Below are 23,440 nucleotides of genomic sequence, written 5' to 3' on the forward strand. Positions count from 1 at the left end.
TTACATGATGAATACTATGGATGCACTGACACGATTGCAGTGGAATCATCTGTTTTCGAATGAAACGCTTGAGTCCTCGTCCGTAGTGACATATGCGTCTGGGACCATGTTATGTTCGAACGATCAGCACATCGAATCTTTATTCGTCGTCCTTGAAGGGCGTGTCAAAATTTATACGCTCAGTGAAGAAGGGAAATTGCGATTGTTGCGTCTGAAGGCTGCTCCAACATTGATTGGAGATATCGAGTATGCGAGCGGACGCAATGTATTGCATACGGTTGAAGCGGTTGGTCCCGTAACATGTCTGCGCATCCCTTTCGAGGCGCTTCGAAGATATAATCGAACGGTCGAATTCACGGAGCATCTGTTACGAGGCGTGTCCGAAAAATTATTCATTGAGGCGAACGCCTCGTCGAATCATCTCATGTCGACTCTAGAAGAGCGCTTGGCCGGTTACTTGATTTCACTCAGTGAATCAGGGAATGAACTGTTTCAAGCGGAGATGAGTCAACTGAAGCGTAAAGAAGTCGCAGAGTGGCTAGGGACGAGTTATCGTCACTTGAACCGAACGTTGCAGGCATTCGTGGATGAAGGATTGGTCAAACGAACGAGAAAAGAAGTCATCATTTTAAATAGTGAGCGATTGAAAGAACGTGCGAACGGCATGTTTTATGAGTAAGGAGGGGTTATATGATTTTTGGTATCATCTGTTCGGCTGTGGCTGGGGCATTTATTAGCGTACAGGCGGCGGTCAACGCGAAAATGAACACAAATTTAGGGGCTTGGGCCACCACCGTATTGGTCTTTATCGTTGGTTTGGTCGGATCCATCATCCCGTTGTTATTATTTGGAGGAAACCTTGCTGGATTACGTGACTTGTCGCCAATCTATTGGCTTGGTGGTTTGCTTGGGGTCGGGGTCGTGTACTGTGTCATGCGCAGCATCCAGTTACTCGGACCCACGTTGTCTGTGTCACTCATTCTCGTGTCACAACTCATTTGGGCGTTAGTCGTCGATTTATATGGCGCCTTCGGGATGCCTCAAATCACGTTATCGGCCGGACAAATTGTAGGGCTCACCATCCTTCTTGTCGGGGTCATTCTCTTTAAACAGTCTCAGACGGCGGCTATCGCCAAACAAGCTGTCAATGAAGCCACTTCTTGAGGAGTGGCTATTTTTCTGAGCAAAACGGGTACAGGTTGGTAACGATTTTTTGTTAAAATGAAGCAGTATGGTTTAAAAATTAGCTGAGGTGATGAAAAAAGTGGATTCTTCCATAGTGATTGATTTGTTGATTGTTTTGTTTTTGATTGTGTTGAACGGGATTTTTGCGATGACAGAAATTGCGCTCATCTCATCGAAACCTGCAAAACTTGAGGTTGAAGCAAATCGAGGGAAACGAAGTGCAAAGATTGCGCTTCATTATTCGAAAGACCCGACAGATTTGTTGTCGACCGTTCAAGTCGGAATCACATTGATTGGGATTATTAACGGGGCCTACGGGGGCGCGCGCTTCTCGGCACCGCTCGCATCGGCGTTTGAACAAGCTGGGATGAGTACGCAGTATGCCGGAACCGTTGCTTATGTGGCCGTCGTTACAATCATCACGTATCTATCCCTGATTATTGGTGAATTGGTCCCGAAACGGATTGCGCTCGTTTCGCCTGAGAAAGTCACGATGGCGATTATTCCTTCGCTCGATTTATTCAGTAAAGTGATGAAACCGTTCATTTGGATTTTATCGAAATCGACACTCTTTTTGTTCAAATTGTTAGGGTTGAAGGCGGAACAGACGAGTGGGGAGACTGAGCTCGAGATCAAACAACTCTTGTTTGAAGGCGCCCAGCAAGGGCAGTTCGCTCATGAAGAAGTTCGACAAGTCGAACGTGTCTTTGCGTTTCATGATCAATTGATTTATGAGCTCATGCAACCACGGACGACGCTCGAATGGGTCGACTTAGAAGATGACATGGACGATATGAAGAAATCGATCTATGAAAGTAAACATAACAAGTTACCGGTTGGACGCGACTCGCTTGACGATTTTGTCGGGTACATCGACGTACGTGACATCTTGACGTTGCCGACACTGCGTGAGCCGTCACAGATTTTGAAGCGCATCAAACAGCCGCTCATCGTTCCAAAACAGCGAGAGGCGAGCCAGGTGCTTCAAATGATGCAGAAAAATGGTGTGGAAATCGCCTTTGTTTTAGACGAATACGGCGGATTCCTTGGTATGGTCACCTTGTTCGATATTTTAGAAGAAATCGTCGGAGAGGTGATGATTGAAGAGGATACACCAGAAGTGGTACGTCGTGAAGATGGGTCGTATTTGGCGGATGGGTTACTCGGGATTGAGGATTTGAAGCGAACGTTCGAGATTCGGGATGACCGATTCGACGAAGGGCGCAACTCCTATCATACGCTCGCGGGACTCGTCATTTACGCACTCGGCGATTTTCCGAAACGGGGGGATGTGGTCGAAGCGTACGGTCTTCGCTTTGAAGTCGTGGATATGGACGGAAAACGTGTCGACCAAGTACTTGTCTCAGAACTACATGAACCAATTACAGAAGAGGACTGATGCGATGCATCAGCCCTCTTTTTCGTGTACCATCCACGTTCGTTGTAAAGCACCTAACAAGACCTGAGCTGTGTGCAGCATCGCCCGTTCATCCACATCGAAGCGAGGATGATGGTGCGGGAAGATTGCAGAGAGCTCGGGATTTCCTGCCCCTGTGAAGAAAAAACTACCAGGAACGCGCTCGACATAATAAGCGAAATCTTCTCCGACCATGAGCGGTGCCATCTCAATGACACCGTCTGCACCAACGACCTCCACCGCACTCTCACGGACGAGTTCCGTTTCGGTCACATGATTCACGACAGCAGGATATCCTTTTATATACTCCAATTCATAATCAGCATCACTCGCCTCACAGACGGAACGGATGATCCGTTCCATATCGGAGATGATTTTTTCTTGTGTCTCCCGAGTGAATGTACGCACGGTGCCAGATAATTTGGCTTCTTCGGCAATGACGTTGAACGCTTGCCCGGAGTGGAGCGTACCGATGGTCAGCACGGCAGGTTCGAGCGGATCGATGCGCCGACTGACGACCTGTTGGAGATGATTTGCCACGTTCACGGCAACCATGAGGGCATCAACTGTATGTTGCGGAATCGCGCCATGTCCACCTTTTCCTGTAATGGTCAATTCAAAGCGATCTGCCGCAGCCATGACAGGACCTGTTTTCACGCCAATCGTTCCGAACGGAAGTGGTGTCCAAATGTGCGCACCGTATATATAATCCACGTTGTCGAGACAGCCGTCTTCAATCATCGGTTTGGCACCACCTGGAGCCAATTCTTCTGCGAACTGGTGAATCAACACGACGTCTCCTGGAAGGCTCATCTCAGTCAATACTTTCGCTAAAACGAGAAGTGTAGCCGTGTGGGCATCGTGACCACACGCATGCATGACCCCGTTCACTTTTGAACGATACGGGACATCTTTCACATCTTGGATGGGAAGGGCGTCAAAATCGGCACGTAATGCGATGGTCGGACCGTCACCGCCTTTGATTCGACCGACGACCCCATTGCCGCCAACGTGCTCACGTACTTCAATCCCAAGTTCACGGAGATACGAGGCAATCATCTTTGGTGTTTCGACTTCTTGAAAAGACAGTTCAGGATATTGGTGAAAATGGCGTCTTAGGGACACCATTTCTTCGAACAACTCGGTCAAACGTACTTCGGCATGCGTGACGATCATTGCGAACACTCCTTTGTGGTTACCATGTCAAGAAATGAATTCATTTACAAATTGTTATGAAAGTTAAGCTTATCTTATACGAGTAAAGGGAATTAATACAGGAGAAAATGAAGAAATGAGGTGCCAACATGGGGTGGATTATTGCGATTGTAGCGGTTGTCGTGCTTGTACTCATCTATTTTTCGATGTACAACGGGCTCGTCAAATATCGAAATTGGGTCGATGAGGCATGGGCTCAAATCGATGTACAGTTGAAGCGGCGGTATGATCTGATTCCGAACTTGGTCGAGACGGTGAAAGGCTATGCGAAACACGAACAAGAAACGCTTACAAAGGTCGTCGAACTGAGAAACCAGCTCGGAGAAAAGTCGAATCGTCAAGACCAGATGGCAGTGAACGATCAATTGAGTGGAGCACTGAAAAATCTCTTCGCGCTTCGTGAGGCGTACCCAGATTTGAAGGCGAATGAGAACTTCAAGATGTTGCAGGAAGAATTGACGCAGACAGAAAACAAAGTGGCGTATTCGCGCCAGCTCTATAATAATACGGTCATGAAATATAACACGAAAATCGAATCGGTCCCGACGAACATCATCGCTTCCGTCCATCATTTCGAAAAGCGCGATATGCTCGAGGCACGTGCCGAAGAGCGCGAGAACGTTCGCGTTTCGTTTTGATGAATCGAGGTGGCGCGTATGCTCCTCTATGAACAGATTCGAAAGAATAAAGTGAAGACGGTCTTCATCGTCACAGGGTTTGTCCTATTCGTCCTTCTCGTTGGGGCGGCGATTTCCTACGTCAACTACGGGGACGCAGTTCCAGGGTTAATTTTCACACCTATTTTCTCGTTGTTTTATGTCGGCATCGTCATCATGTCGAGCACGAACATCGTCATGAAGATGAATCGGGCGCAAGAAGTGACATCGGTGGAAGAACACCGCTTTTTATGGCATACGGTCGAAAACATGGCGATGGTCGCGCGAGTGCCGATGCCGCGCATCTTTATCATCAACGACCCATCGCCAAACGCATTTGCGACGGGGTTGAAGCCAGAAAAGGCGGCTGTCGCCGTCACGACGGGACTGTTGGATCGATTATCGCGAGAAGAAATAGAAGGGGTGATTGCGCACGAGGTCGCGCATATTAAAAATTATGATGTCCGACTCTCGACGGTCACGCTCGCACTCGTTTCAGTCATCGCTATCATGAGCGATATCGGGTCGCGCATGCTGTTCTTCAGAAGTATCGGTGGAAGACGCGATCAAAACCAGAATCCCATCTTTTTGATCATCGGACTCGTCTTGCTGGTGTTGGCACCGCTCATCGCGATGCTCATCAATATGGCGATTTCACGGAATCGTGAGTTTTTGGCAGATGCGAGTGGGGCGGAACTGACCCGAAACCCGGATGCCCTCGCCTCAGCGCTTGAGAAGATTGCGAACGTCGAGACACCGGTCGAGCAAGCGTCGAGTGCCTCGGCACCACTTTACTTCTCCGATCCACTCAAGAAAAAAGTGAGTGGTCTATTCTCAACACATCCCGATCCAGTCGAACGCATTTCCCGACTTCGTCAAATGTAGTCAGAGCCTGTCCGGTTGCGGCAGGCTCTTTATGTTACACTGAACTGGGAAAATAAGGGGGTGGATGAGTTGAGTAAAAAGAAATACATAGGGTTCAGTATAATTTTTTGTATCGTCATTTTCTTATCGGGATTGATATTAAATAATCCAATTTGGCAGTTGATGCGTGTCATCATGTGGCTCACACAGTACATCTTACCGTGGATCTTCCTCTACTATTTCATTCAATTTTATAAACAATATGCAGCCAAACAAGAAAAGCCACCTGAATGAGGTGGCTTTCGACGTTTATCCGGCGCGGTGGCTACGGATTTTTTCAATCTCATCGAGGACGAACTGAACGTTTGTGCCGACAATGACTTGAATATGGTTTGGACTGACGACTTTGATTCCCGGAATACCGGCTTTTTTGATTTGATCTTGGTTGACCGTATCCATGTCTTTGACATCGACGCGTAGGCGTGTGATGCACGACTCGATGCCTGTGACGTTGCTGTCACCGCCAAGACCGTCATAAATCATATGTGCCATTGCTGAGTATTCGCTACCTGAAGCTGATGCGACCGGAGCCACTTTCGTTTCACCGTCTGCTGTCTCACTTGCAACCGCATCAACGACTTCATCTGGTTCACGGCCTGGCGTCGCCAAGTTGAGCTTCACAATCATGAAGCGGAAGATGACGTAGTAAATGACTGCGAACACGAGACCTTGAACGATGAGCATATACGGTTGGTTCGCAAGCGGCAAGCGTGAGCTCAAGATAAAGTCGACCAAGCCTGCGCTGAATCCAAAGCCGGCTGTCCATTGGAACGTTGCCGCAACGAAGAGCGAAATTCCTGTAAGGACTGCGTGTACAAGGTAAAGAACAGGAGCGAGGAACATGAATGAGAACTCGAGCGGTTCTGTTACACCTGTGAAGAATGAAGCGAATGCCGCTGCGAGAAGAAGTGAAGCGGCTTGTTTTTTCCGTTTCGTTTTCGCTGTGTGGTACATCGCGAGTGCTGCGGCCGGAAGACCGAACATCATGATTGGGAAGTAACCTGCTTGGTACATCCCCGTTACACCTTTTTCACCTTGACCTGACCAGAAGTTTCCGATGTCGTTGATTCCTGCGACGTCGAACCAGAATACAGAGTTGAGAGCGTGGTGAAGGCCGGTTGGAATCAAGAGGCGGTTAAAGAATCCGTAAAGTCCGGCACCGAATGCGCCAAGTTTTGAAATCGATTCACCGAAACCGACGAGACCTGTATAGACGACCGGCCAGATGAAGTAAAGAGCGACCGATACAAGAATCATCGAGAAGGCTGTCATGATTGGTACGAGACGCTTCCCACTAAAGAAGGCGAGAGCATCTGGCAATTTGACTTGACTGAAGCGGTTATACATGGAAGCGGCGACGAGACCGGATAGAATCCCGACAAAAGCATTCCCAATCTTACCGAATGCCGGGTTGACGGCTTCTACGTCGATTCCTTGGAACAATGCTACCGTTCCTGCGGAGAGAAGCGTTGTGACCGTCAAGAAGGCAACGAGTCCACTTAGTGCTGCTGAACCGTCACGGTTCTTAGCCATTCCGAGCGCGACCCCGACTGCGAACAGAATTGGGATGTTATCAATAATAGCGGCCCCTGCCTTAATTAAGAATGCAGCGGCAATGTTTTCAGATCCCCAGCCGACTGGGTCAATCCAATAACCAATCCCCATGAGAATGGCAGCAGCCGGTAGTACGGCGACCGGTAACATGAGGGAACGTCCGAGACGTTGGAAAAAGTTCATCATTGTTGATTTCCTCCTTTTTGATGGTGTTGATCTTGTAGACGTTGGATGTGAAGCGTAATATAACCAAGTTCTGACTCGGGCAAGACGATGCCATAGGTCTCTTCCATTTCTTTTGCGACATCTGATGCACACGCATAGGCAGACGTGAACTTCGTCTGAATCATGCGGAGCATGTCTTCATCAATCGTATGATGATCGTAATGGTTGACCCGATCCATGACGAACCGTAAATGAGTTAATAATCGTTGGTAGGATAAGTCATCTTCTTCAATGGATACATCGAGTCGTCGTGAAATCGATTGAATCATGTCGCGGACAATTGTTGTCTGTTTGACCGTCTTGCGTAAATCACCTCCTTTCACTTTCATCGTATGAATATGAAGCGCGATGAACGCAGCTTCGTCTTTCGGCATTTGGACGTTGAGCTTTTCAGCGATATGCTCAATCGCCCATAGTCCAATCTCATATTCATTCCGATAGAGGATTTTAATCTCGTTCAACAGTTTGTTGCGTAATGAGATGCCATCCATTTCCCGCTCGATGGCGAACGAGATGTGGTCGGTCAAGACAATGTGGATATGTTCGTTGAACGATGTCTCGAGACGTTTTTCCGCATAAGAGATAATGTCCTCGGAAACGGTGAAGTGTTCAACGGGAATCCGGCTCAATAACTGTTGGAACTTGTCATTCTCTGGCATGATGAACAACTTTTCGATTTTATGGGGATTGACGATGTCGTTCTTCGCTTTTTTAAACGCGACGCCAGGGCCAATCGCAATCTTTTCTTCACCCTCGTCTGAGACGATGACCGCATTGTTGTTTAGAATCTTTTTGATTTTAATCATGTGTCCTCCTTATTCCGGAGTCACGCTTCCACTCGGGCGACAATCGTTTTGCCCGGAACAGCTTCCTTCGTGAACGTGAAGGCGTAATGATGGGCAAGTGCGCCACCATTCGTCACGACCATTGGCGTGACCGTGTCCTTACCAGCTTGATGAATTTGCGCCAAGTCTGCTGTGAGTAACAGCTGTCCCGTCTTGACGTGGTCGCCCACATCTACTTGAAGATCAAACGGTCGACCTTCGAGTTCAACGGTATCGAGTCCGACGTGTATCAAAATCTCAGCCCCATCCTCGGTCCGAATGCCGATGGCGTGCTTTGTTGGAGCGATTTGTACAATCTCTCCATCAGCCGGTGAGACGACGGCACCGTCTGTTGGTGTGATGGCAATGCCATCGCCCATCATTTTTTCACTAAAGACCGGGTCCGCAACTTGTTCGAGTGGAATGACGTCTCCTTCCATTGGTGAGTGCAGTGTCGGTTTGTGTCGATTCATTAACTTATTCCATAGCATGTCTACTACATCCTTTCTTGAAACAAAACACCGAAAAACAAAACAGGCATGGAGTATAGACGGGTGGCATGCACCGTACGTCTTACCCCATGCCTGATCGAATCAGTCACATGTGATCGCTATTCGTTTCTTCACGTTCAACATAACATGTGTTGGTTTGAGACACAAGTCTTTTTTTGAAAGCGTTCTCTAAAATTTTACAAGGGAATGAATCTATTGTATAGTAAGGGCGAATCTAAGTAAGAAAGGTGTTGCATGTTGATGAGTGAGGTTGTATCTGCCTAACGAACTGAAAAATGTCGGATGACACGTCTTTTTGTCATGCCGTCATGTTCCGTTACAGATACCGCCCATCAAAAACTGCCAGACACCCGTCTGTCTTTTTGCGTTGGTCGTCATCGACCGACGCTTTTTTGTTTGCGCGGTATCTCGATTCTATCATTTGAGGAGAGAGAAACATGAACGAACAAACATTTGAAAAATTACAATACAACGAATTGATGATGAAAGTAGAACGCTTCTGCATCAGCGGATTCGGGAGACGATTACTCAGACAGCAACGCCCAACGAGCCACATTACGACGGTGAAGAAGCGCCTGCAAGAAACATCCGAAGCCCGAGCGATTTTAGATGCGACGTCACACGTCCCGTTCATCGGTGTATCTGACATGGAGACCATTATCGGAAAACTGCAACGAGGCATCCAACTCGAGGCAACAGAGCTTGAAGCGGTCGCCGAGTTTTTACGAGGGGCACGCAAACTCAAGCGATTCATGCTCGAGCATGAATTCTTTGCACCGCTTCTTTCGGCTTATGCTGCAGGAATGGGCGAATGGCGGACGTTAGAAGAAGACATCACACAATCGATTCGAGCCGGACAGGTCGTCGATGAAGCATCAAAAGAGTTGAAGCGGATTCGGAAGCAAGTCGACATTTTAGAAGGACGAATCGAGGAACGATTGAACAAGTTCTTAAAGAGCACCGCCAATCGCGAGATGATCCAAGACGGATTCGTCACGAAAAAACAGGATCGCTTCACCATCCCAATCAAAGCTTCCTATAAGCATAAAGTGGCAGGGACGATTGTGGATACATCGAATCGTGGGACGACGGTCTTTATCGAACCGGAAGCGATCGCGAAGTTAAACGCTGAACTTGTCGTCAAGCGTACAGAAGAAGCGGTAGAGGTGTATCAAGTGCTAGCGACGTTGACGGGAGCGGTGACAGAAGTCCTCCCTGACATCGAATCGACGCTCGATGTCATCGCCCAGTACGATATGGTCTTCGCCAAAGGGAAGTACAGTCAGTCGATTGATGGGGTGACACCACACGTCAATGCGAGCGGTCGCATCCGATTGAAGCAAGTACGTCATCCACTTTTAGAAAGCGCCATTCCACTCGACTTTGCCATCGGTACAGACTATCGCGGCTTGATCATCACCGGACCGAACGCCGGAGGGAAGACGGTCGTCTTGAAAACGATTGGACTCCTTAGTCTCATGACGATGACGGGACTGCATATCCCGGCTCACACCGATACAGTCATTTCGACATTTGATGAGGTGTTCGTCGATATCGGAGATAATCAGGATTTAGAGTCGGCACTCAGTACGTTCTCTGCACACATGTACAATGTGGCGAATATCATGCAGACCGCTGGAAAACGGTCGCTCTTGTTATTCGATGAAATCGGAAGCGGGACGGAACCGAACGAAGGGGCCGCTCTTGCGATTGCCATCTTAGAAGCGGCATATAAACGGGGCGCGATTGTTGTGGCGTCGACGCATTACGGAGAAATCAAATCGTATTCTGAAGCGCACCCGGATTTCATGAACGCTGCGATGCAGTTTGACCCGGAAACGCTTGAACCAAAATACAGACTGCTCATGGGACAGTCTGGCGACAGCAACGCCCTCTTTATCGCCCGTAAGATGAAGTTACCGGAATCGATTCTGAAACAGGCATCCCGTTATATGAACGAGAAAACGTATGATATTACGAAAGTCGATGATTCTAAAATTACGCGAGAAGTGGAGATGGCCCCGCTTGAAGAAACAGAGCATTTTGAAAAAGGTGACCGTGTCCGCTTGTTAGAGACGAATCAAGGCGGTCTTGTCTATTCGTTTGATGCATCGCGTCGACATGTCCGAGTGTTCGTAGATGTGGAATATGTAGAGTTGCCGAGCCGCCGCGTTCGTCTTGAGGCACGTGCAACAGAACTCTATCCGGCTGACTATGATTTAGATACGTTATTCACGACGTATCAGGAACGTAAGGAAGCCCACGACTTTGCTCGAGGATCAAAGAAAGCGTTACGACGAGTAGAGAAAGAGATCCGAGAAAGGAAGAAACAAGAGCAATCTAACCGGAAATAAAATGTCTAGATTCATTTAGAAAGGGCGGCCACCGCGAGTGGCTGCCCTTTTGACTTATAAGCTATTGCTTTGATTTTCTACGTTGCTGTCGCTCTCTGTTGAAGCATCGTCATCTGAAGAAGTTGAGTCGTCATGGTGTGGACCGTGACCATGGCGACCACCTTCACGTCCACCGCGCATACCACGAATATCTTCCAAGTCATCGTAACTTGTCACATCGGCAAACCGTTCTTCGTGGTCCGCAAGGATTTGATCCGCGTCTTCTTGCGTCAAGTTTCCTTCTTCCACAGCGGTTGCGAGTTTTTCTTCATGGGACGTCATGATCGCGTCGATGAACGCTTCAATTGAAATCCCTTTTTCTTCTGCGAGTTCAGGGAGAGATTGCCCGTTTTCGCGAGCCGCATCCACTTCTTCTTGCGTTAAACCGAGCGCTTCGATGAGAGCGGCATGACCCGCTTCCCGATCACCGAACATGCCAGGACCTCGTTCACCACGTTCGCATTGTGTGGATGCTGTCGTTGTCGATTCATCAGTCGTCGTGTCATTCGTCGCGGCATATACGCCTGTGCCTGAGACGACCAATAGACCGGCTAAGGCGATTGCGAGTTTTGTTGATTTCATGTGTATCTCCTCCTTTGTTACTTCAAGTGTAGGACTGAACGCTTCGGAAGTTGTGAGGGAGTTGCAAGATTTCTGCAAATTGTCTTTGGGAAACGGTGGGACGTTTGATGGGTACGATATAATGGATGTGGAGGCGATATGAGATGAACGTACTCGTTGTGGAAGATGAACTAAAACTGGCGGACGGCATGTCCCGCTTTTTAACATATTCCGGATTTGAGGTGACCGTGGCGATGACTTTGAGTGAGGCGAAACAACAGTTGCATCAACGGTTTGATGCAGTTTTATTGGATGTTCGACTCCCTGACGGAGAAGGTTGGACCTTGATTCCGACATTAAAAGCGCAACAGCCCGCACCTGCTATTATTCTGACGACGGCTCGTGGTGAGGCGGATGATCGCGTGTTCGGATTGGAACTTGGCGCAGACGATTATTTAGTCAAACCCATCGTTTTAAAAGAGTTGGAGATTCGACTGAAACGTCTCGTCAAACAAACCGATATGATTCAATTTGGAACGCTCACCATCGACGTCAAATCGAGAATGGTACAAGAGAACGGACATCCGCTTCGATTAACGAACAAAGAGTATGAGTTGTTACTGTATCTTTGGAAACATGTCGGGGAGGCGTTAGACCGGAACCGTTTGCTCGATGAGGTGTGGGACTACGCATTCGTCGGAGATACACGAACGGTCGACACCCACATTAAACAACTGCGTGACAAATCGCCGACCTTGAAAGAACAGTTGAAGACGGTGCACCGGGTCGGTTATCGATTAGAGGAACTGTCATGAATCGATTAATGAAGAAGTTACTTTGGACGGCCATTCTACCACTTGCAGTGATGGCACTTTTAACATTCGGACTCACGTCATTATTGATTGGACGCTTCGCAGAAGAGGAGACGTACGCACAATTGGAGCGCGAGGCGGCGATTGTGTATGAAGCCATTCAAGAGAGCCGTGGAATCCCGGGGCAACTTGACGTGCTTGTATTTCAAAATGGGCAGCGTATCGAGTTCGAACGAGGCGGACGGATGCATCGCATGATGCCAATCAACCTCGATCCGAATGATTTAGCGATTCAGGACGAAGTGGGTGTAAATGGTACCCGCTTCTTGACGTATCTGAAAGAAGAAGGGGACATTCAAATCGTGACATATAGTCCCGTTCCGTTTTCAAATCCACAATTCCAGCAAATCTACCTCATCTTAGCGGGTGGGTTTATTCTGGCCCTACTTGTCGCAATCGCTGTCACGTATTGGATGAGTCGTCGGCTCACGCAACCGCTCGTCGAGTTGAAACAAGCGACCGCATCCATTATGGAGGGGCGACACGATATTAGCTTGCCGAGCGTGACGAACGATGAGATTGGGGATTTGACCGTCACCATCGGACAGATGAACACGTCACTTCAAGAAAAAGAGGCGCTTCAAAAATCATTTATCTCTGGGGTCACACACGATGTGCGTACACCGCTCGCTATCGTTCGAAACGAGGCGGAACTATTAGAGCTCGGTGTCGTCCATGAAACAGAGATGGCCACAACCGGTAAAAGCATTACCGAGGAAGTGGACCGGATTGACCGACTCGTCAATCAGATGCTCGAATACTCTAAATTGTCCGCAGGTTCGATTCCACTTGAAATGGAATCGATTCAACTGGATGAATTGGTTCGTCGGTTGACGCCACGCATGTCTGAGTTGTTCCGACAAAAAGACGTGACACTCGACCTCCGACTCGAAACGGTATCAATCCAAGCTGATCGATTGGCGATGGAACGAGTGCTCTCAAATTTCATAAGCAATGCGTATGAGGCGAGCCCTGTCGGGGGAAGAATCACCATCACTCTAACCCCGAAGCGATTAGAAGTGACCGACGAAGGAAACGGGGTTGATCCTTCCATTCAGCATGCGATATGGGATATGTATGTGAAAGGAGATCGCTCCAACGGCCATGGTTTAGGTCTCGCTATCACGAAATTACTTCTTGACGCACAAGGACTTTCTTATGGCGTCGATTCAGATAAGGGGGCAACATTTTGGATCGAATGGACATGACTTTATTTTTGCGTGGGGTACGGTTAGAGAGGGAACGAATCCGTTCGACAGGCTATCCGTATACGTTACCGATTTTTCAGACACTCGATGAACTATCGTTTCATCATCCAGTCACGTTTCTTGTCGGGGAGAATGGGAGCGGGAAATCGACGTTGATTGAAGGGATGGCCGTGGCGGCCGGATTCAATCCAGAAGGCGGGGCACCTTCCTTCCAATTTGAAACAGAGTCGACGCATAGTTCCTTGTATGAAGCGCTTCGTCCGATTCGAGGCCCGTATCGTCCGAAAGATGGTTTTTTCTTACGTGCTGAAACGGCATACCAGCTGTCGAGTTATGTGGACGAAATGGCGAAATCAGGTCCTGATCTTGAACGATTTTATGAGTCGTATGGTGGGCGTTCCCTTCATGAACAATCACACGGTGAAGCGTTTCTCTCCCTCATGCTACACCGATTTCGTGGAGATGGTCTCTACATTTTGGATGAGCCAGAGGCCGCATTGTCTCCGATGCGCCAACTGACGATGCTCGCACGCATGCATGAACTTGTCCAGTCCGGGAGTCAATTTATCATCGCGAGTCATTCACCCATCTTGATGTCGTATCCGGGTGCGATGATTTTACAAGTGGAAACGGGACTCTCCCCGACGTCGTTTGACGACCTCGAACACGTGAGGGTGATGCGTGACTATTTACAGGCACCGGAACGGATGCAGCGAATCTTGTTTGAAGAGTAAAAAACGGTCACGATGTAAGCGGTTTACTTTTTATGTTGACGTCAAGATTTATAGGGAGTATGCTTATATCGAAAAGAAGAAAATCCACTTTAGGATTGTTACTGGTGATGCAGGCAAAACCTAAATTGACGCCACGACTGTATGTTGGACGTTGGTGTGAATTTAGGTTTTTTTCTTTTTAGTTCAGTCGAATGAGAGTGAGGTGAGGAGACCATGCAGATTTCAAAAGTGTTCAATAATAACGTCGTAGCAATTGATGCGAACGGTCAAGAACAGGTCGTGATGGGGCGCGGGATTGCATTTCAAAAACGGCCAGGCGATCCGATTGACCAGACGCGAATCGAAAAAATCTTTACGCTCGAGAGTAAAGAAAGCTATGAGCGTTTCGTTCACTTTTTAAATGAAATGCCGACGGATGAGATGGAGACGGTGAAACAGATTGTCAAATTAGCCGAAGAGCGATTAAAACAACCTATTCATGATTCGCTCTACGTGACGCTAGCGGACCACCTTCATTTCGCGCTTAGTCGGTATCAGGATGGAATCCAGATTCGTAACCCTCTCGTTTGGGAAGTGAAACGATTTTATGCTCCAGAGTTCGCTGTCGGCAAAGAAGCGGTAAAATTGATCAATGCGCAACACGAGGTCAACCTGGATGAAGATGAGGCCGTTGCGATTGCCTTACATCTCGTCAATGCGACGATGTCTGGTGTGAAAGGTGAAAACCTGCATCTCGTAACGGAGATGACAAAAGCCACCCAAGCCATTTTGACCATTATCACGTATCATTTTCAAATCGAGCTGGATGAAGAGTCATACGCCTATTCTCGATTTTTGACTCATTTAAAGTACTTTGTGCAGCGCCTCGCGTCGGGGGAAAAGGTCAAGTCCACAGGTGACGAAACCTTGTTCTTGATGGTGAAGCAGAGATATCCGGAAGCGTTCGAATGCGTTGAAAAAATCGCTGGATTGATTGCGACGAAATATCGTTATGATGTATCGATGGACGAACGGCTGTATATGATGATTCATATCGAAAACTTAATGAAAGAACGTCGATCCTAAGGATGGTTACTGATGACGCAGGCCAAACCTAAATGACTACACCTTTATTTGTGTAGTGATTTAGGTTTTTCTTTTTATCCAAAAACATGAGGAGTGAATAAGATGGACCAATATAAACAACTGGCAGAGACGATTGTGCAGCATGTCGGTGGGAAAGATAACGTCAAAAGTGTCTTTCACTGTGCGACACGACTGCGTTTCAAATTAAAAGATGAATCAAAGGCAAATGCGACTACGCTGAAGGAACAAGATGGCATCATCACGGTTGTTCAAAGTGGAGGACAATTTCAAGTCGTCATCGGGAACAATGTACCATACGTCTACAAAGAGGTTGTCGATGTTGGTGGTTTCCAGACATCTTCGACTGATGATGAAGAAAAATCAGGAGTATTCAACCGATTGATTGATGTGATTGCTGGAATCTTTACGCCGATTCTCGGACCGATGGCAGGTAGTGGTCTGTTGAAAGGGTTACTCGCCATCCTTGTCGCGTTTGGACTATTGACAGAAGAAATGGGCACATATGTCGTCTTGAATGCCGCGGCGGATGCACTATTTTACTTCCTACCCGTGATCTTAGGACATTCGGCGGCTAAGAAATTTGGTGGGAACCCGTATATTGGGATGATTATCGGTGGGGCGCTTGTCTATCCATCGATTGTGGCCATTCAAGGAGCCGGGGAGGCCTTGACGTTCCTCAATGTGCCTGTCGTTTTAATGAGTTATGCGTCTTCGGTTATCCCGATTATTTTGGCAACATACGTTTCTTCAAAAGTCGAAACATTCTTTAACCGTCATACGCATGAAGCTGTACGAAACTTCACAACACCGATGATGGCGTTGTTACTCGTTGTCCCGTTGACGTTTTTAGCAATTGGACCAGTTGCGACGTATGCGAGTCAAGGTTTAGCGAATGGTTACTCGTTCTTGTATGAGTTGAGCCCAACCATCGCCATCGCGTTCATCGGTGCGTTCTGGCAAGTGCTTGTCATGTTCGGTCTCCATTGGGGACTTGTACCAATTATCATCAATAACTTATCGGTTGTTGGTACGGATACGATTGTTGTCGGTGTATTGATGGCCACGTTCGGTCAAGTAGGGGCAGTTCTAGCGATTACCTTAAAAGCCAAAAACCCGAAAGTGAAAGGGTTAGGAACATCTTCCACGATTGCAGGTGTGTTTGGAATTACGGAGCCGGCTATCTATGGCTTGACGCTTCCCCGTAAAAAACCATTTGTGTTTGGGGTTGTGGGTGGAGCGGCTGGTGGTGTCGTAGGAGGTTTGTTCGGTACGGCGGCTTATGCGATGGGAGGCCTCGGAATCTTTAGCATCCCAGTCATGATTCCTCCAACGGGTGTCGATTTAGCCTTCTATGGAGCATTTATCGGAATGGCGGTTGCAACAGTAGTCGCTCTCGTCTTGACGATGGTCTTCCACAAAGAAGAAACGGCCGTCGAGTCGACAGAAAAAGTGGTTGTACAATCAATCTCTGAACAAGTCGGCTTTCCTGTATCGGCTCCATTGAAAGGAGAAGTCGTGTCGCTTGAATCGGTTCGTGATGAAGTGTTCTCAAGCGGGGCGATGGGGAAAGGGATTGCGATCATGCCTTCAGAAGGCGCGGTATATGCACCGTTTGACGGAGAAATCGTCACGGTCTATCCATCGAAGCATGCAATCGGTCTTCGATCTGATACAGGTGTGGAAGTATTGATTCACATTGGATTAGATACGGTCAAGCTAAATGGACAGTATTTTGAAACGGTCGTTACGGACGGTCAGAAAGTGACAGAAGGAGAACTGCTCGTCCGATTCGATATAGATGCTATCGCTCGTGAAGGGTATGACACCATCACCCCGATTATCGTAACAAACACCGAACATTATCTCGATGTCTTACCGGTTTACACAGGTGTGGTTGAAGCCAATCATGGCGTATTGCGTGTCATTGTATAACAAAGGAGGAGACAGTATGAAACAAGTATCAAGTGAATTTCTATGGGGCGGGGCTACTGCGGCCAATCAGTTAGAAGGTGGTTATCAAGAAGGTGGTAAAGGACTTTCGATTGCTGACGTGATGCCAGGCGGAAAACAGCGAATGAAGATTATCCATGATCCGACGTTTGATTTTGAATTACATGAAGAGTATTCATACCCGAACCATGAAGGAATCGACTTCTATCATCGTTATAAAGAAGATATTGCCCTCTTTAAGGAAATGGGATTCAAGACGTTCCGCATGTCAATTGCGTGGTCACGAATTTTCCCGAACGGAGATGAAGTGGAACCGAATGAGGAGGGACTCCAATTCTATGATCGTGTGATCGATGAATTAGTCGCCCAAGGCATTGAACCACTCGTGACCATCTCCCACTATGAGATGCCCCTACATCTTGCGAAGCATTATGGGGGATGGCGAGACCGTCGCTTAGTCACATACTTTGAACGATACAGTCGTGTCTTGTTCGAACGTTATAAAGGGAAGGTCAAATACTGGTTGACGTTCAACGAAATCAACGGGGCACAGTTCATGCCGATGCTCAGTCTAGGGATTGCGGTTCGGGAAGAAGAGAATACGTTACAGCTCACCTATCAAGGATTGCATCACCAACTGGTCGCAAGTGCCCTTGCGACAAAGGCGGCCAGAGAGATTGACCCATCGATGCAAATCGGATGTATGCTCATTGCGGCTCCGGTTTATCCGTATAGTTCAAACCCGGATGATGTTTGGTATGCTCACGATGCAGAACGGATGATGAACTTCTTCTGCGGAGACGTCCATGTACGCGGCAAATATCCGAGCTTTGCGAAACGATTCTTCCGAGACAATGGCATTGAACTCGCCATGGAAGATGGCGACCTTGATATCCTCAAAGAGAATACTGTCGACTTCTTCTCACTCAGTTACTACATGTCGCGCACTGAAAAGGCTGAAAAAGGTCAGGATGAGGCGGAAGGTAATATTATGAGCGGGGTCAAGAATCCATACTTACAGGCGAGTGACTGGGGATGGGAAATTGATCCGACAGGACTCCGCGTCATCTTGAACAAGTTATATGAGCGTTATGAGCTCCCATTATTCATCGTTGAAAACGGGCTAGGTGCTTATGACAAAATTGAGTCGGACGGAACGATTCATGATGACTATCGCATCGATTACTTACGTGATCACTTGAAAGGGATGATGGATGCAATCGACGATGGAGTCGAAGTGATGGGATACACGAGTTGGGGGTGTATCGATTTAGTGAGTGCCTCGACAGGTGAGTACAGCAAACGGTATGGTTTCATTTACGTGGATCGACATGACGACGGTACCGGTACGTTAGAACGAAAACGGAAAGAGTCGTTCTTCTGGTATCAAGAGGTGATTCGTTCACAAGGTGCGAGCTTATACGAAGAAGAATCAGTCAAATGAAAAAGCGGCCTCGGCCGCTTTTTCATGCTTTCGTGATTTTTCGCAATAAGATGATCGCGAGACTAATGCCCCCAGCAATCAACATATACAAGATAATTTCCATCCAAGTGTTCATTCGTCGTCTCCATCCGCAAAGATTGCGAGCTCCCCTTGTGGCATCGCGACCAACAGATAGGCGTCTCCACCAAGTGGTCTCGCGTCCCCTGCTTGCCAGCACTCAAAGTGTTCTTGATATCCATTGATGAAGAGAAGGGATCCGGATTCAAATTCCAGTTCGAGGTGGGGGTGTTCGTCACCGAGGAGTACTTGATGGATGCGCTCTCTTCTTAAGCGCATGAGCTGTTCGAGTTGTTCACCTTCGTCAAACGTATTTTGCGTCGCATGGACATGCCACGGTCCCTCGATGGAGATCCAAGATTCCAGTCCTTGACGACTGAAATAGAGAAGATGATGGTTCGGACCAGAACCGAAATCGATTCCGACAAAAGAAGAGGCGGTAAAGAGGTGATGCAAAATAGATGTCGCTTGTTCGTGCTCTGTGGTAGACACACCGTCACCTCACTTTAAAGAGTTGTTATCATTATCATTTCACGTTACCACGCTAAAGTAAACGAATCTAACTCAATCTAGAAAAGAAACTGTAGATGATTCGCAAAGTATAATGTTGATTTATTTCACATTTCTGTATACGAAAAAAACGGACATTCATCGTGAATGTCCGTTTTTTTCAAACCTCATTATGCTTCGACAAAGGCAGCGCCGATCACACCCGCATCTCCTGACAATTGAGTGAGGCAGAGACGCGTTTTTCCACTAGCATGTGGATACATTTTATTCGAGACTGCTTGTTGTAATTCGTTCCAAAATAATGAGGCCGACATCATGACGCCGCCTCCTAATACAATCATATCAGGATCGACGGTATGAATGATGTTAGCTAGTCCGCTAGCCAGTTCCTCGACGAAGTGATGGCGGTACTCGTCATCTGATAATAGCGAAGGGACGTTTGTATATCCTTTTTCGCTTGCGCGACTCATGAGCGCGGTACCACTTGCGAGTGATTCGAGAGAGCCTCGATTCAGTACAGGGTGAACTGGTCCGTTCGAACGGATAATCATATTTCCGATTTCACCGGCACTGCCGTTCGCCCCTCGAATGATTTGATGTTTATAGACATAACCGCCACCGATTCCAGTGCTGACTGTTACATAAAAAACAGCATTGAAACCTTTTCCTGCCCCAAATTTGGCTTCTGCGAGAGCTGCCGCATTCGCATCGTTTTCAAGGGTGACAGAAAAGCCGAGGCGCTGTGTTAAAGGCTCAACGATTTTTTGATTGTGCCAATTCGGGAGGTTTGGAGGCGTTAAAAACATCCCTTGTTTCAAATCGAGTGGACCGGGAGCCACAATTCCAACATGCTGGATATCGAATTCAACATTGAATTGATTAATCGCAGTCTCAATAGATTTTAGTGTCTCTTCGAAAGGAAGTTGAGGCTGCGTGTTAAACGTGAGTTGTTTCAGTACTTCACCTTTGAGTGAAACAGCCGCAATCCGAGTGTTCGTCCCTCCTAAATCAATCCCGATTCGGACAGCTTGTTTTTCATCGGAAGGAACACCAGTCACTAGACAAATCGCTTCTCCCTCAATCAAGAACGACTCATTGGCCGGGAGAAGGAGTGTACCGCCCGTAGGTACTTCCATCTCATCAATGATTAATGTTCCTTGCACGACAGATAGTAACCGGAACGTGTCGGTCGAAATTTTTTCTTTCGCTGTAACATGCCATTTTTCCACGAAGAAGAATGGATTCTTCGTCAAACGTGTTCGAAAGTGATCGAGTTGACGGATTGGTTCACTATAGCCAAGGTGAGGGACGAAAGAAGCGAGAATGCCCTTTTCTACGTGAAGTTCACGTGGACGACCGGTCGTCACATCCAGTCGCTCGTAATCATATAGACGATAGGTTGTGTCCGAACTTTGTTGAATTTCCAGTACGCATACCCCTTTTGTCAATGCATGGACCGTTCCAGCTGGGACATAGAAAAAATCACCGGCATGAATCGATTTTCGTATCAAGCCGTTTTCCAAATCGCCTGTTTCAAGCGCTTTGTTGAAGTCTTCTGAGGTGGCATAGGAGTGACCATAAATGAGTGTCGCATTTGCTGGAGCATCGAGAATATACCAACACTCATTTTTTCCATATGATTCGTTTTCGAGTTGTTCCGCTAACGAATCATCAGGATGAACTTGAATAGACAAATCATCGTTCGCATCAATCCATTTAATCAGTAGCGGAAACACATCCGCTTTAATTTGAAACAACTCTGGATATTGTTGATAGAGTTCACGCAAAGAAAGACCAACGTAGGGTCCGGAAGCAACGGCTGAACTACCTTTTTCTAATGCAGAAGCCGTCCAAGCTTCACCGATCGAAGGGTCATTGAAATCGAAACCAAATTGCTTCAGACGCTCCCCTCCCCAAAGTCGCTGTTGATAGTGTGGTTTTAAAAGAATAGCGCTCATATCCTGTCCTCCTGTTAATTTGATATACACTTATGAATTTAAAAACTAAACAAAGTTTAAATCAAGTATAGACATGAAATAAATCATGTGTATAATAAAACATGTAACCGATTTCAAATAAGGAGTGAGGACACATGAAGAAAATCTTATTAGCGTGTAGTTCAGGGATGTCGACGAGTTTACTCGTAACGAAGATGAAAGATCATGCCACATCAATCGGGGATGAGGCGAAGATTTGGGCAGTCGGTCAAGATCAGGTCGTAACCGAGATGGACGAGGCAGATGTGATTTTGATTGGTCCACAAATGCGTTTCTTGTTGGATAAATTGAAAGCGCAAACATCAACACCGATTGAAGTGATCGATATGATGGCATACGGCACGGCGAATGGAAAAGCTGCATACGAACAAGCGATGAAATTAATGGGGTGAACAACGTGGAACAGGTAGACGAGTTAACCTTGGAGCAAATGGCATTCATGATGATTTTGCACAGTGGCAATGCGAGAAGTACGATTCAGGAAGCGATTCAACTGTATAAAACGAGTTCTTATGAAACGTTCGAAGAAAAGATTGATGAGGCACGTGGACAATTAAAAGAAGCACATCAAACACACTTTTCACAAATCCAAAGAGAAGCGAATGGAGAAAAAACAGACGTCTCTTTATTGCTTCTTCATGCAGAGGACCATTTAATGTCTACGCAAACAATGCTTGATTTGACAGCGGGTTTGGTCGAAATGGTCGAACAAAAGATTGTAAATCCTAATCAAGAAGGGTGAATCATATGTCACAGGACAATAAGATGTTCAACATGATCAGTAAACTGCTCATGCCGATGGCGACCTATTTAAACAACAGTCGCTATTTACAAGTATTGCGAGATGCATTCATGCTCGCTTTCCCGATTACCATGTTTGGGTCAATCATCGTCGTCATTGCAAACCTGCCGTTCCTCGACCGTTTCATGTCCGAGAGTACACTCAGTGTATTTAAAACATCACTCGGAAACGCACCATCTGCAACGATGGGGATTATGTCTATCTTTGTCGTCTTCGGTATCGGGTATTATCTATCGAAAAGTTATCAAGTCGAGGCTGTCTTCGGAGGAGCAATCTCGCTCGTGTCTTTCCTTCTCTTAACGCCTTTCTTGATTGAAGTTGACGGTATGTCAGAGGCAGTCGGGAATGTCCTTCCGTTGGATCGCCTTGGAGCGAAAGGGATGTTCCTTGCGATGATTACCGGATTCCTGTCCGGTGAGATTTATCGATTTGTCGTTCAAAAGAACTGGACGATTAAGATGCCGGATGGAGTACCGCCAGCTGTTGCGAAATCATTCTCAGCACTTGTTCCTGCATTATTAACCTTGACTGTATTTTTAACATTCAACATCATCGTGACGAACTTATTCAATACGAATCTTCATGACGTCATTTTCAACGTCGTTCAGCAACCGCTTGTGACATTAGGGAATGGTCTCATTCCAACGTTGATTGCAATCTTCTTCGTTCAGCTATTTTGGTTCTTCGGACTTCACGGTCAGGTCATCGTCAACTCGGTGATGGACCCAATTTGGAACACATTATCTGTGGAGAACTTGACGGCTTATACCTCGACTGGAGATGTTCCGAACATTATCAGTAAACAGTTCATTGAAATTTACACGGTAGGGCTTGGTGGTTCCGGATCTACACTTGCTGTCGTCGTGGCCATCTTGTTGTTCTTGAAATCGAAACAGTTGAAACAAATCGGGAAACTATCTCTCGGACCTGGACTATTCAACGTAAACGAGCCGGTCATCTTCGGACTTCCAATCGTTATGAACCCGCTCATCATGATTCCTTGGATTGTCGCACCGCTCGTGACGGTAACGGTCACATACTTCGCGATGTCGACAGGCTTAGTCCCACCACCAACGGGTGTCGCTGTTCCATGGACTGTCCCAATGTTCTTGAGTGGTATCATGGCGACGAACTCGCTTGCCGGAGGTCTTCTTCAAATCGTGAACTTCTTCATTATTTTGGCGATTTGGTTCCCGTTCTTGAAATTTATCGACCGCATGAACTTGAAAAAAGAGTTAGAAGAATCAACAGATAAACAAGAAGCAGTGTAAACAAATAGAGAAAATAGAAATAAGGGAGAGATAAAAGATGACG

At 47.1% G+C, this 23,440-nt stretch carries 23 protein-coding genes; 16 read left to right on the forward strand and 7 right to left on the reverse strand.

What is annotated here, in order from left to right; translation table 11 throughout:
• The first annotated feature begins 4 nt into the window (after window positions 1-4).
• The 3 genes from GVY42_RS11480 (at window position 5) to GVY42_RS11490 (ending at window position 2,584) form a co-directional block, all read left to right on the forward strand.
• Window positions 5-679, forward strand: a complete 675-nt coding sequence (locus GVY42_RS11480) for a Crp/Fnr family transcriptional regulator (protein ID WP_159563270.1) — start codon at window positions 5-7, stop codon at window positions 677-679.
• A gap of 11 nt (window positions 680-690) precedes the next feature.
• Window positions 691-1,164, forward strand: a complete 474-nt coding sequence (locus GVY42_RS11485; RefSeq protein ID WP_031424261.1) for a DMT family transporter — start codon at window positions 691-693, stop codon at window positions 1,162-1,164.
• Between the two features lie 91 nt (window positions 1,165-1,255).
• Complete coding sequence (locus GVY42_RS11490) at window positions 1,256-2,584, forward strand: hemolysin family protein (RefSeq protein ID WP_159563271.1); 1,329 nt, start codon at window positions 1,256-1,258, stop codon at window positions 2,582-2,584.
• Window positions 2,585-2,593: 9 nt separating this feature from the next.
• Here GVY42_RS11490 and GVY42_RS11495 read toward each other — a convergent pair whose 3' ends face one another.
• Window positions 2,594-3,778, reverse strand: coding sequence for an amidohydrolase (locus GVY42_RS11495; protein ID WP_159563272.1), 1,185 nt, complete (start codon window positions 3,776-3,778; stop codon window positions 2,594-2,596).
• Between the two features lie 128 nt (window positions 3,779-3,906).
• Between GVY42_RS11495 and GVY42_RS11500 the strand changes: the two genes are divergently transcribed.
• The 3 genes from GVY42_RS11500 to GVY42_RS11510 all read left to right on the forward strand — a co-directional run bounded on the left by GVY42_RS11500 (window position 3,907) and on the right by GVY42_RS11510 (window position 5,631).
• Window positions 3,907-4,455 (forward strand): LemA family protein, encoded by a 549-nt coding sequence (locus tag GVY42_RS11500; protein WP_074035096.1) that lies wholly within the window; start codon window positions 3,907-3,909, stop codon window positions 4,453-4,455.
• An 18-nt stretch (window positions 4,456-4,473) separates the two neighbouring features.
• Window positions 4,474-5,358: a zinc metalloprotease HtpX gene (htpX, locus tag GVY42_RS11505; protein ID WP_159563273.1), complete on the forward strand. Its 885-nt coding sequence runs from the start codon at window positions 4,474-4,476 to the stop codon at window positions 5,356-5,358.
• A gap of 69 nt (window positions 5,359-5,427) precedes the next feature.
• The gene (locus GVY42_RS11510; protein ID WP_236548960.1) at window positions 5,428-5,631 is read left to right on the forward strand and encodes a hypothetical protein; all 204 of its coding nucleotides are present in this window, start codon (window positions 5,428-5,430) and stop codon (window positions 5,629-5,631) included.
• 15 nt (window positions 5,632-5,646) lie between these two features.
• Here GVY42_RS11510 and nagE read toward each other — a convergent pair whose 3' ends face one another.
• The 3 genes from nagE to GVY42_RS11525 are packed head-to-tail and all read right to left on the reverse strand — an operon-like array spanning window position 5,647 to window position 8,491.
• Window positions 5,647-7,137, reverse strand: coding sequence for an N-acetylglucosamine-specific PTS transporter subunit IIBC (gene nagE, locus GVY42_RS11515; RefSeq protein WP_159563275.1), 1,491 nt, complete (start codon window positions 7,135-7,137; stop codon window positions 5,647-5,649).
• Window positions 7,134-7,982: a PRD domain-containing protein gene (locus GVY42_RS11520; protein ID WP_015880355.1), complete on the reverse strand. Its 849-nt coding sequence runs from the start codon at window positions 7,980-7,982 to the stop codon at window positions 7,134-7,136. Before GVY42_RS11520 ends, nagE begins: the two co-directional genes overlap by 4 nt.
• A gap of 20 nt (window positions 7,983-8,002) precedes the next feature.
• On the reverse strand, window positions 8,003-8,491 hold the full coding sequence (locus tag GVY42_RS11525) for a PTS glucose transporter subunit IIA (protein ID WP_015880356.1): 489 nt from the start codon (window positions 8,489-8,491) through the stop codon (window positions 8,003-8,005).
• 458 nt (window positions 8,492-8,949) lie between these two features.
• Between GVY42_RS11525 and GVY42_RS11530 the strand changes: the two genes are divergently transcribed.
• The gene (locus GVY42_RS11530; RefSeq protein ID WP_159563276.1) at window positions 8,950-10,866 is read left to right on the forward strand and encodes an endonuclease MutS2; all 1,917 of its coding nucleotides are present in this window, start codon (window positions 8,950-8,952) and stop codon (window positions 10,864-10,866) included.
• Between the two features lie 54 nt (window positions 10,867-10,920).
• Here the strand turns inward: GVY42_RS11530 and GVY42_RS11535 are convergent, their stop codons facing one another.
• The gene (locus GVY42_RS11535; protein ID WP_159563277.1) at window positions 10,921-11,487 is read right to left on the reverse strand and encodes a hypothetical protein; all 567 of its coding nucleotides are present in this window, start codon (window positions 11,485-11,487) and stop codon (window positions 10,921-10,923) included.
• A gap of 143 nt (window positions 11,488-11,630) precedes the next feature.
• On the opposite strand from GVY42_RS11535, the gene GVY42_RS11540 reads away from it, so the two are divergent.
• The 6 genes from GVY42_RS11540 (at window position 11,631) to GVY42_RS11565 (ending at window position 18,760) form a co-directional block, all read left to right on the forward strand.
• On the forward strand, window positions 11,631-12,281 hold the full coding sequence (locus GVY42_RS11540; protein WP_078146057.1) for a response regulator transcription factor: 651 nt from the start codon (window positions 11,631-11,633) through the stop codon (window positions 12,279-12,281).
• Window positions 12,278-13,546: a cell wall metabolism sensor histidine kinase WalK gene (locus tag GVY42_RS11545; protein ID WP_159563278.1), complete on the forward strand. Its 1,269-nt coding sequence runs from the start codon at window positions 12,278-12,280 to the stop codon at window positions 13,544-13,546. The genes GVY42_RS11540 and GVY42_RS11545 overlap by 4 nt, the downstream gene beginning before the upstream one ends.
• Window positions 13,537-14,280, forward strand: a complete 744-nt coding sequence (locus GVY42_RS11550) for an AAA family ATPase (RefSeq protein ID WP_201302273.1) — start codon at window positions 13,537-13,539, stop codon at window positions 14,278-14,280. Before GVY42_RS11545 ends, GVY42_RS11550 begins: the two co-directional genes overlap by 10 nt.
• 213 nt (window positions 14,281-14,493) lie before the next feature.
• A complete protein-coding gene (gene licT / locus GVY42_RS11555; RefSeq protein WP_159563279.1) occupies window positions 14,494-15,345 on the forward strand; it encodes a BglG family transcription antiterminator LicT in 852 nt (283 codons plus the stop codon).
• Between the two features lie 102 nt (window positions 15,346-15,447).
• Window positions 15,448-17,298, forward strand: coding sequence for a beta-glucoside-specific PTS transporter subunit IIABC (locus tag GVY42_RS11560; protein WP_159563280.1), 1,851 nt, complete (start codon window positions 15,448-15,450; stop codon window positions 17,296-17,298).
• A 16-nt stretch (window positions 17,299-17,314) separates the two neighbouring features.
• The gene (locus tag GVY42_RS11565) at window positions 17,315-18,760 is read left to right on the forward strand and encodes a glycoside hydrolase family 1 protein (RefSeq protein WP_074035082.1); all 1,446 of its coding nucleotides are present in this window, start codon (window positions 17,315-17,317) and stop codon (window positions 18,758-18,760) included.
• 111 nt (window positions 18,761-18,871) lie between these two features.
• Here the strand turns inward: GVY42_RS11565 and GVY42_RS11570 are convergent, their stop codons facing one another.
• Both GVY42_RS11570 and GVY42_RS11575 read right to left on the reverse strand, forming a co-directional pair.
• Entirely contained in the window at window positions 18,872-19,309 is a 438-nt protein-coding gene (locus tag GVY42_RS11570) for a hypothetical protein (protein WP_159563281.1), read from the reverse strand.
• Window positions 19,310-19,497: 188 nt separating this feature from the next.
• Window positions 19,498-21,285, reverse strand: coding sequence for a type I phosphomannose isomerase catalytic subunit (locus GVY42_RS11575; protein ID WP_159563282.1), 1,788 nt, complete (start codon window positions 21,283-21,285; stop codon window positions 19,498-19,500).
• Window positions 21,286-21,419: 134 nt separating this feature from the next.
• On the opposite strand from GVY42_RS11575, the gene GVY42_RS11580 reads away from it, so the two are divergent.
• The 3 genes from GVY42_RS11580 to celB are packed head-to-tail and all read left to right on the forward strand — an operon-like array spanning window position 21,420 to window position 23,397.
• Window positions 21,420-21,716 carry a PTS sugar transporter subunit IIB gene (locus GVY42_RS11580; protein ID WP_015880368.1) on the forward strand — a complete coding sequence of 99 codons (297 nt, stop codon included), beginning with the start codon at window positions 21,420-21,422 and terminating at the stop codon, window positions 21,714-21,716.
• Between the two features lie 5 nt (window positions 21,717-21,721).
• A complete protein-coding gene (locus GVY42_RS11585) occupies window positions 21,722-22,066 on the forward strand; it encodes a PTS lactose/cellobiose transporter subunit IIA (RefSeq protein WP_041917964.1) in 345 nt (114 codons plus the stop codon).
• 23 nt (window positions 22,067-22,089) lie between these two features.
• A complete protein-coding gene (celB, locus tag GVY42_RS11590; RefSeq protein WP_041918122.1) occupies window positions 22,090-23,397 on the forward strand; it encodes a PTS cellobiose transporter subunit IIC in 1,308 nt (435 codons plus the stop codon).
• The last annotated feature ends 43 nt before the right edge of the window (window positions 23,398-23,440 follow it).

This window comes from Exiguobacterium sp. 8A, from assembly GCF_902506275.1.
In the GTDB taxonomy this organism is placed as follows: Bacteria; Bacillota; Bacilli; order Exiguobacteriales; family Exiguobacteriaceae; genus Exiguobacterium; species Exiguobacterium profundum.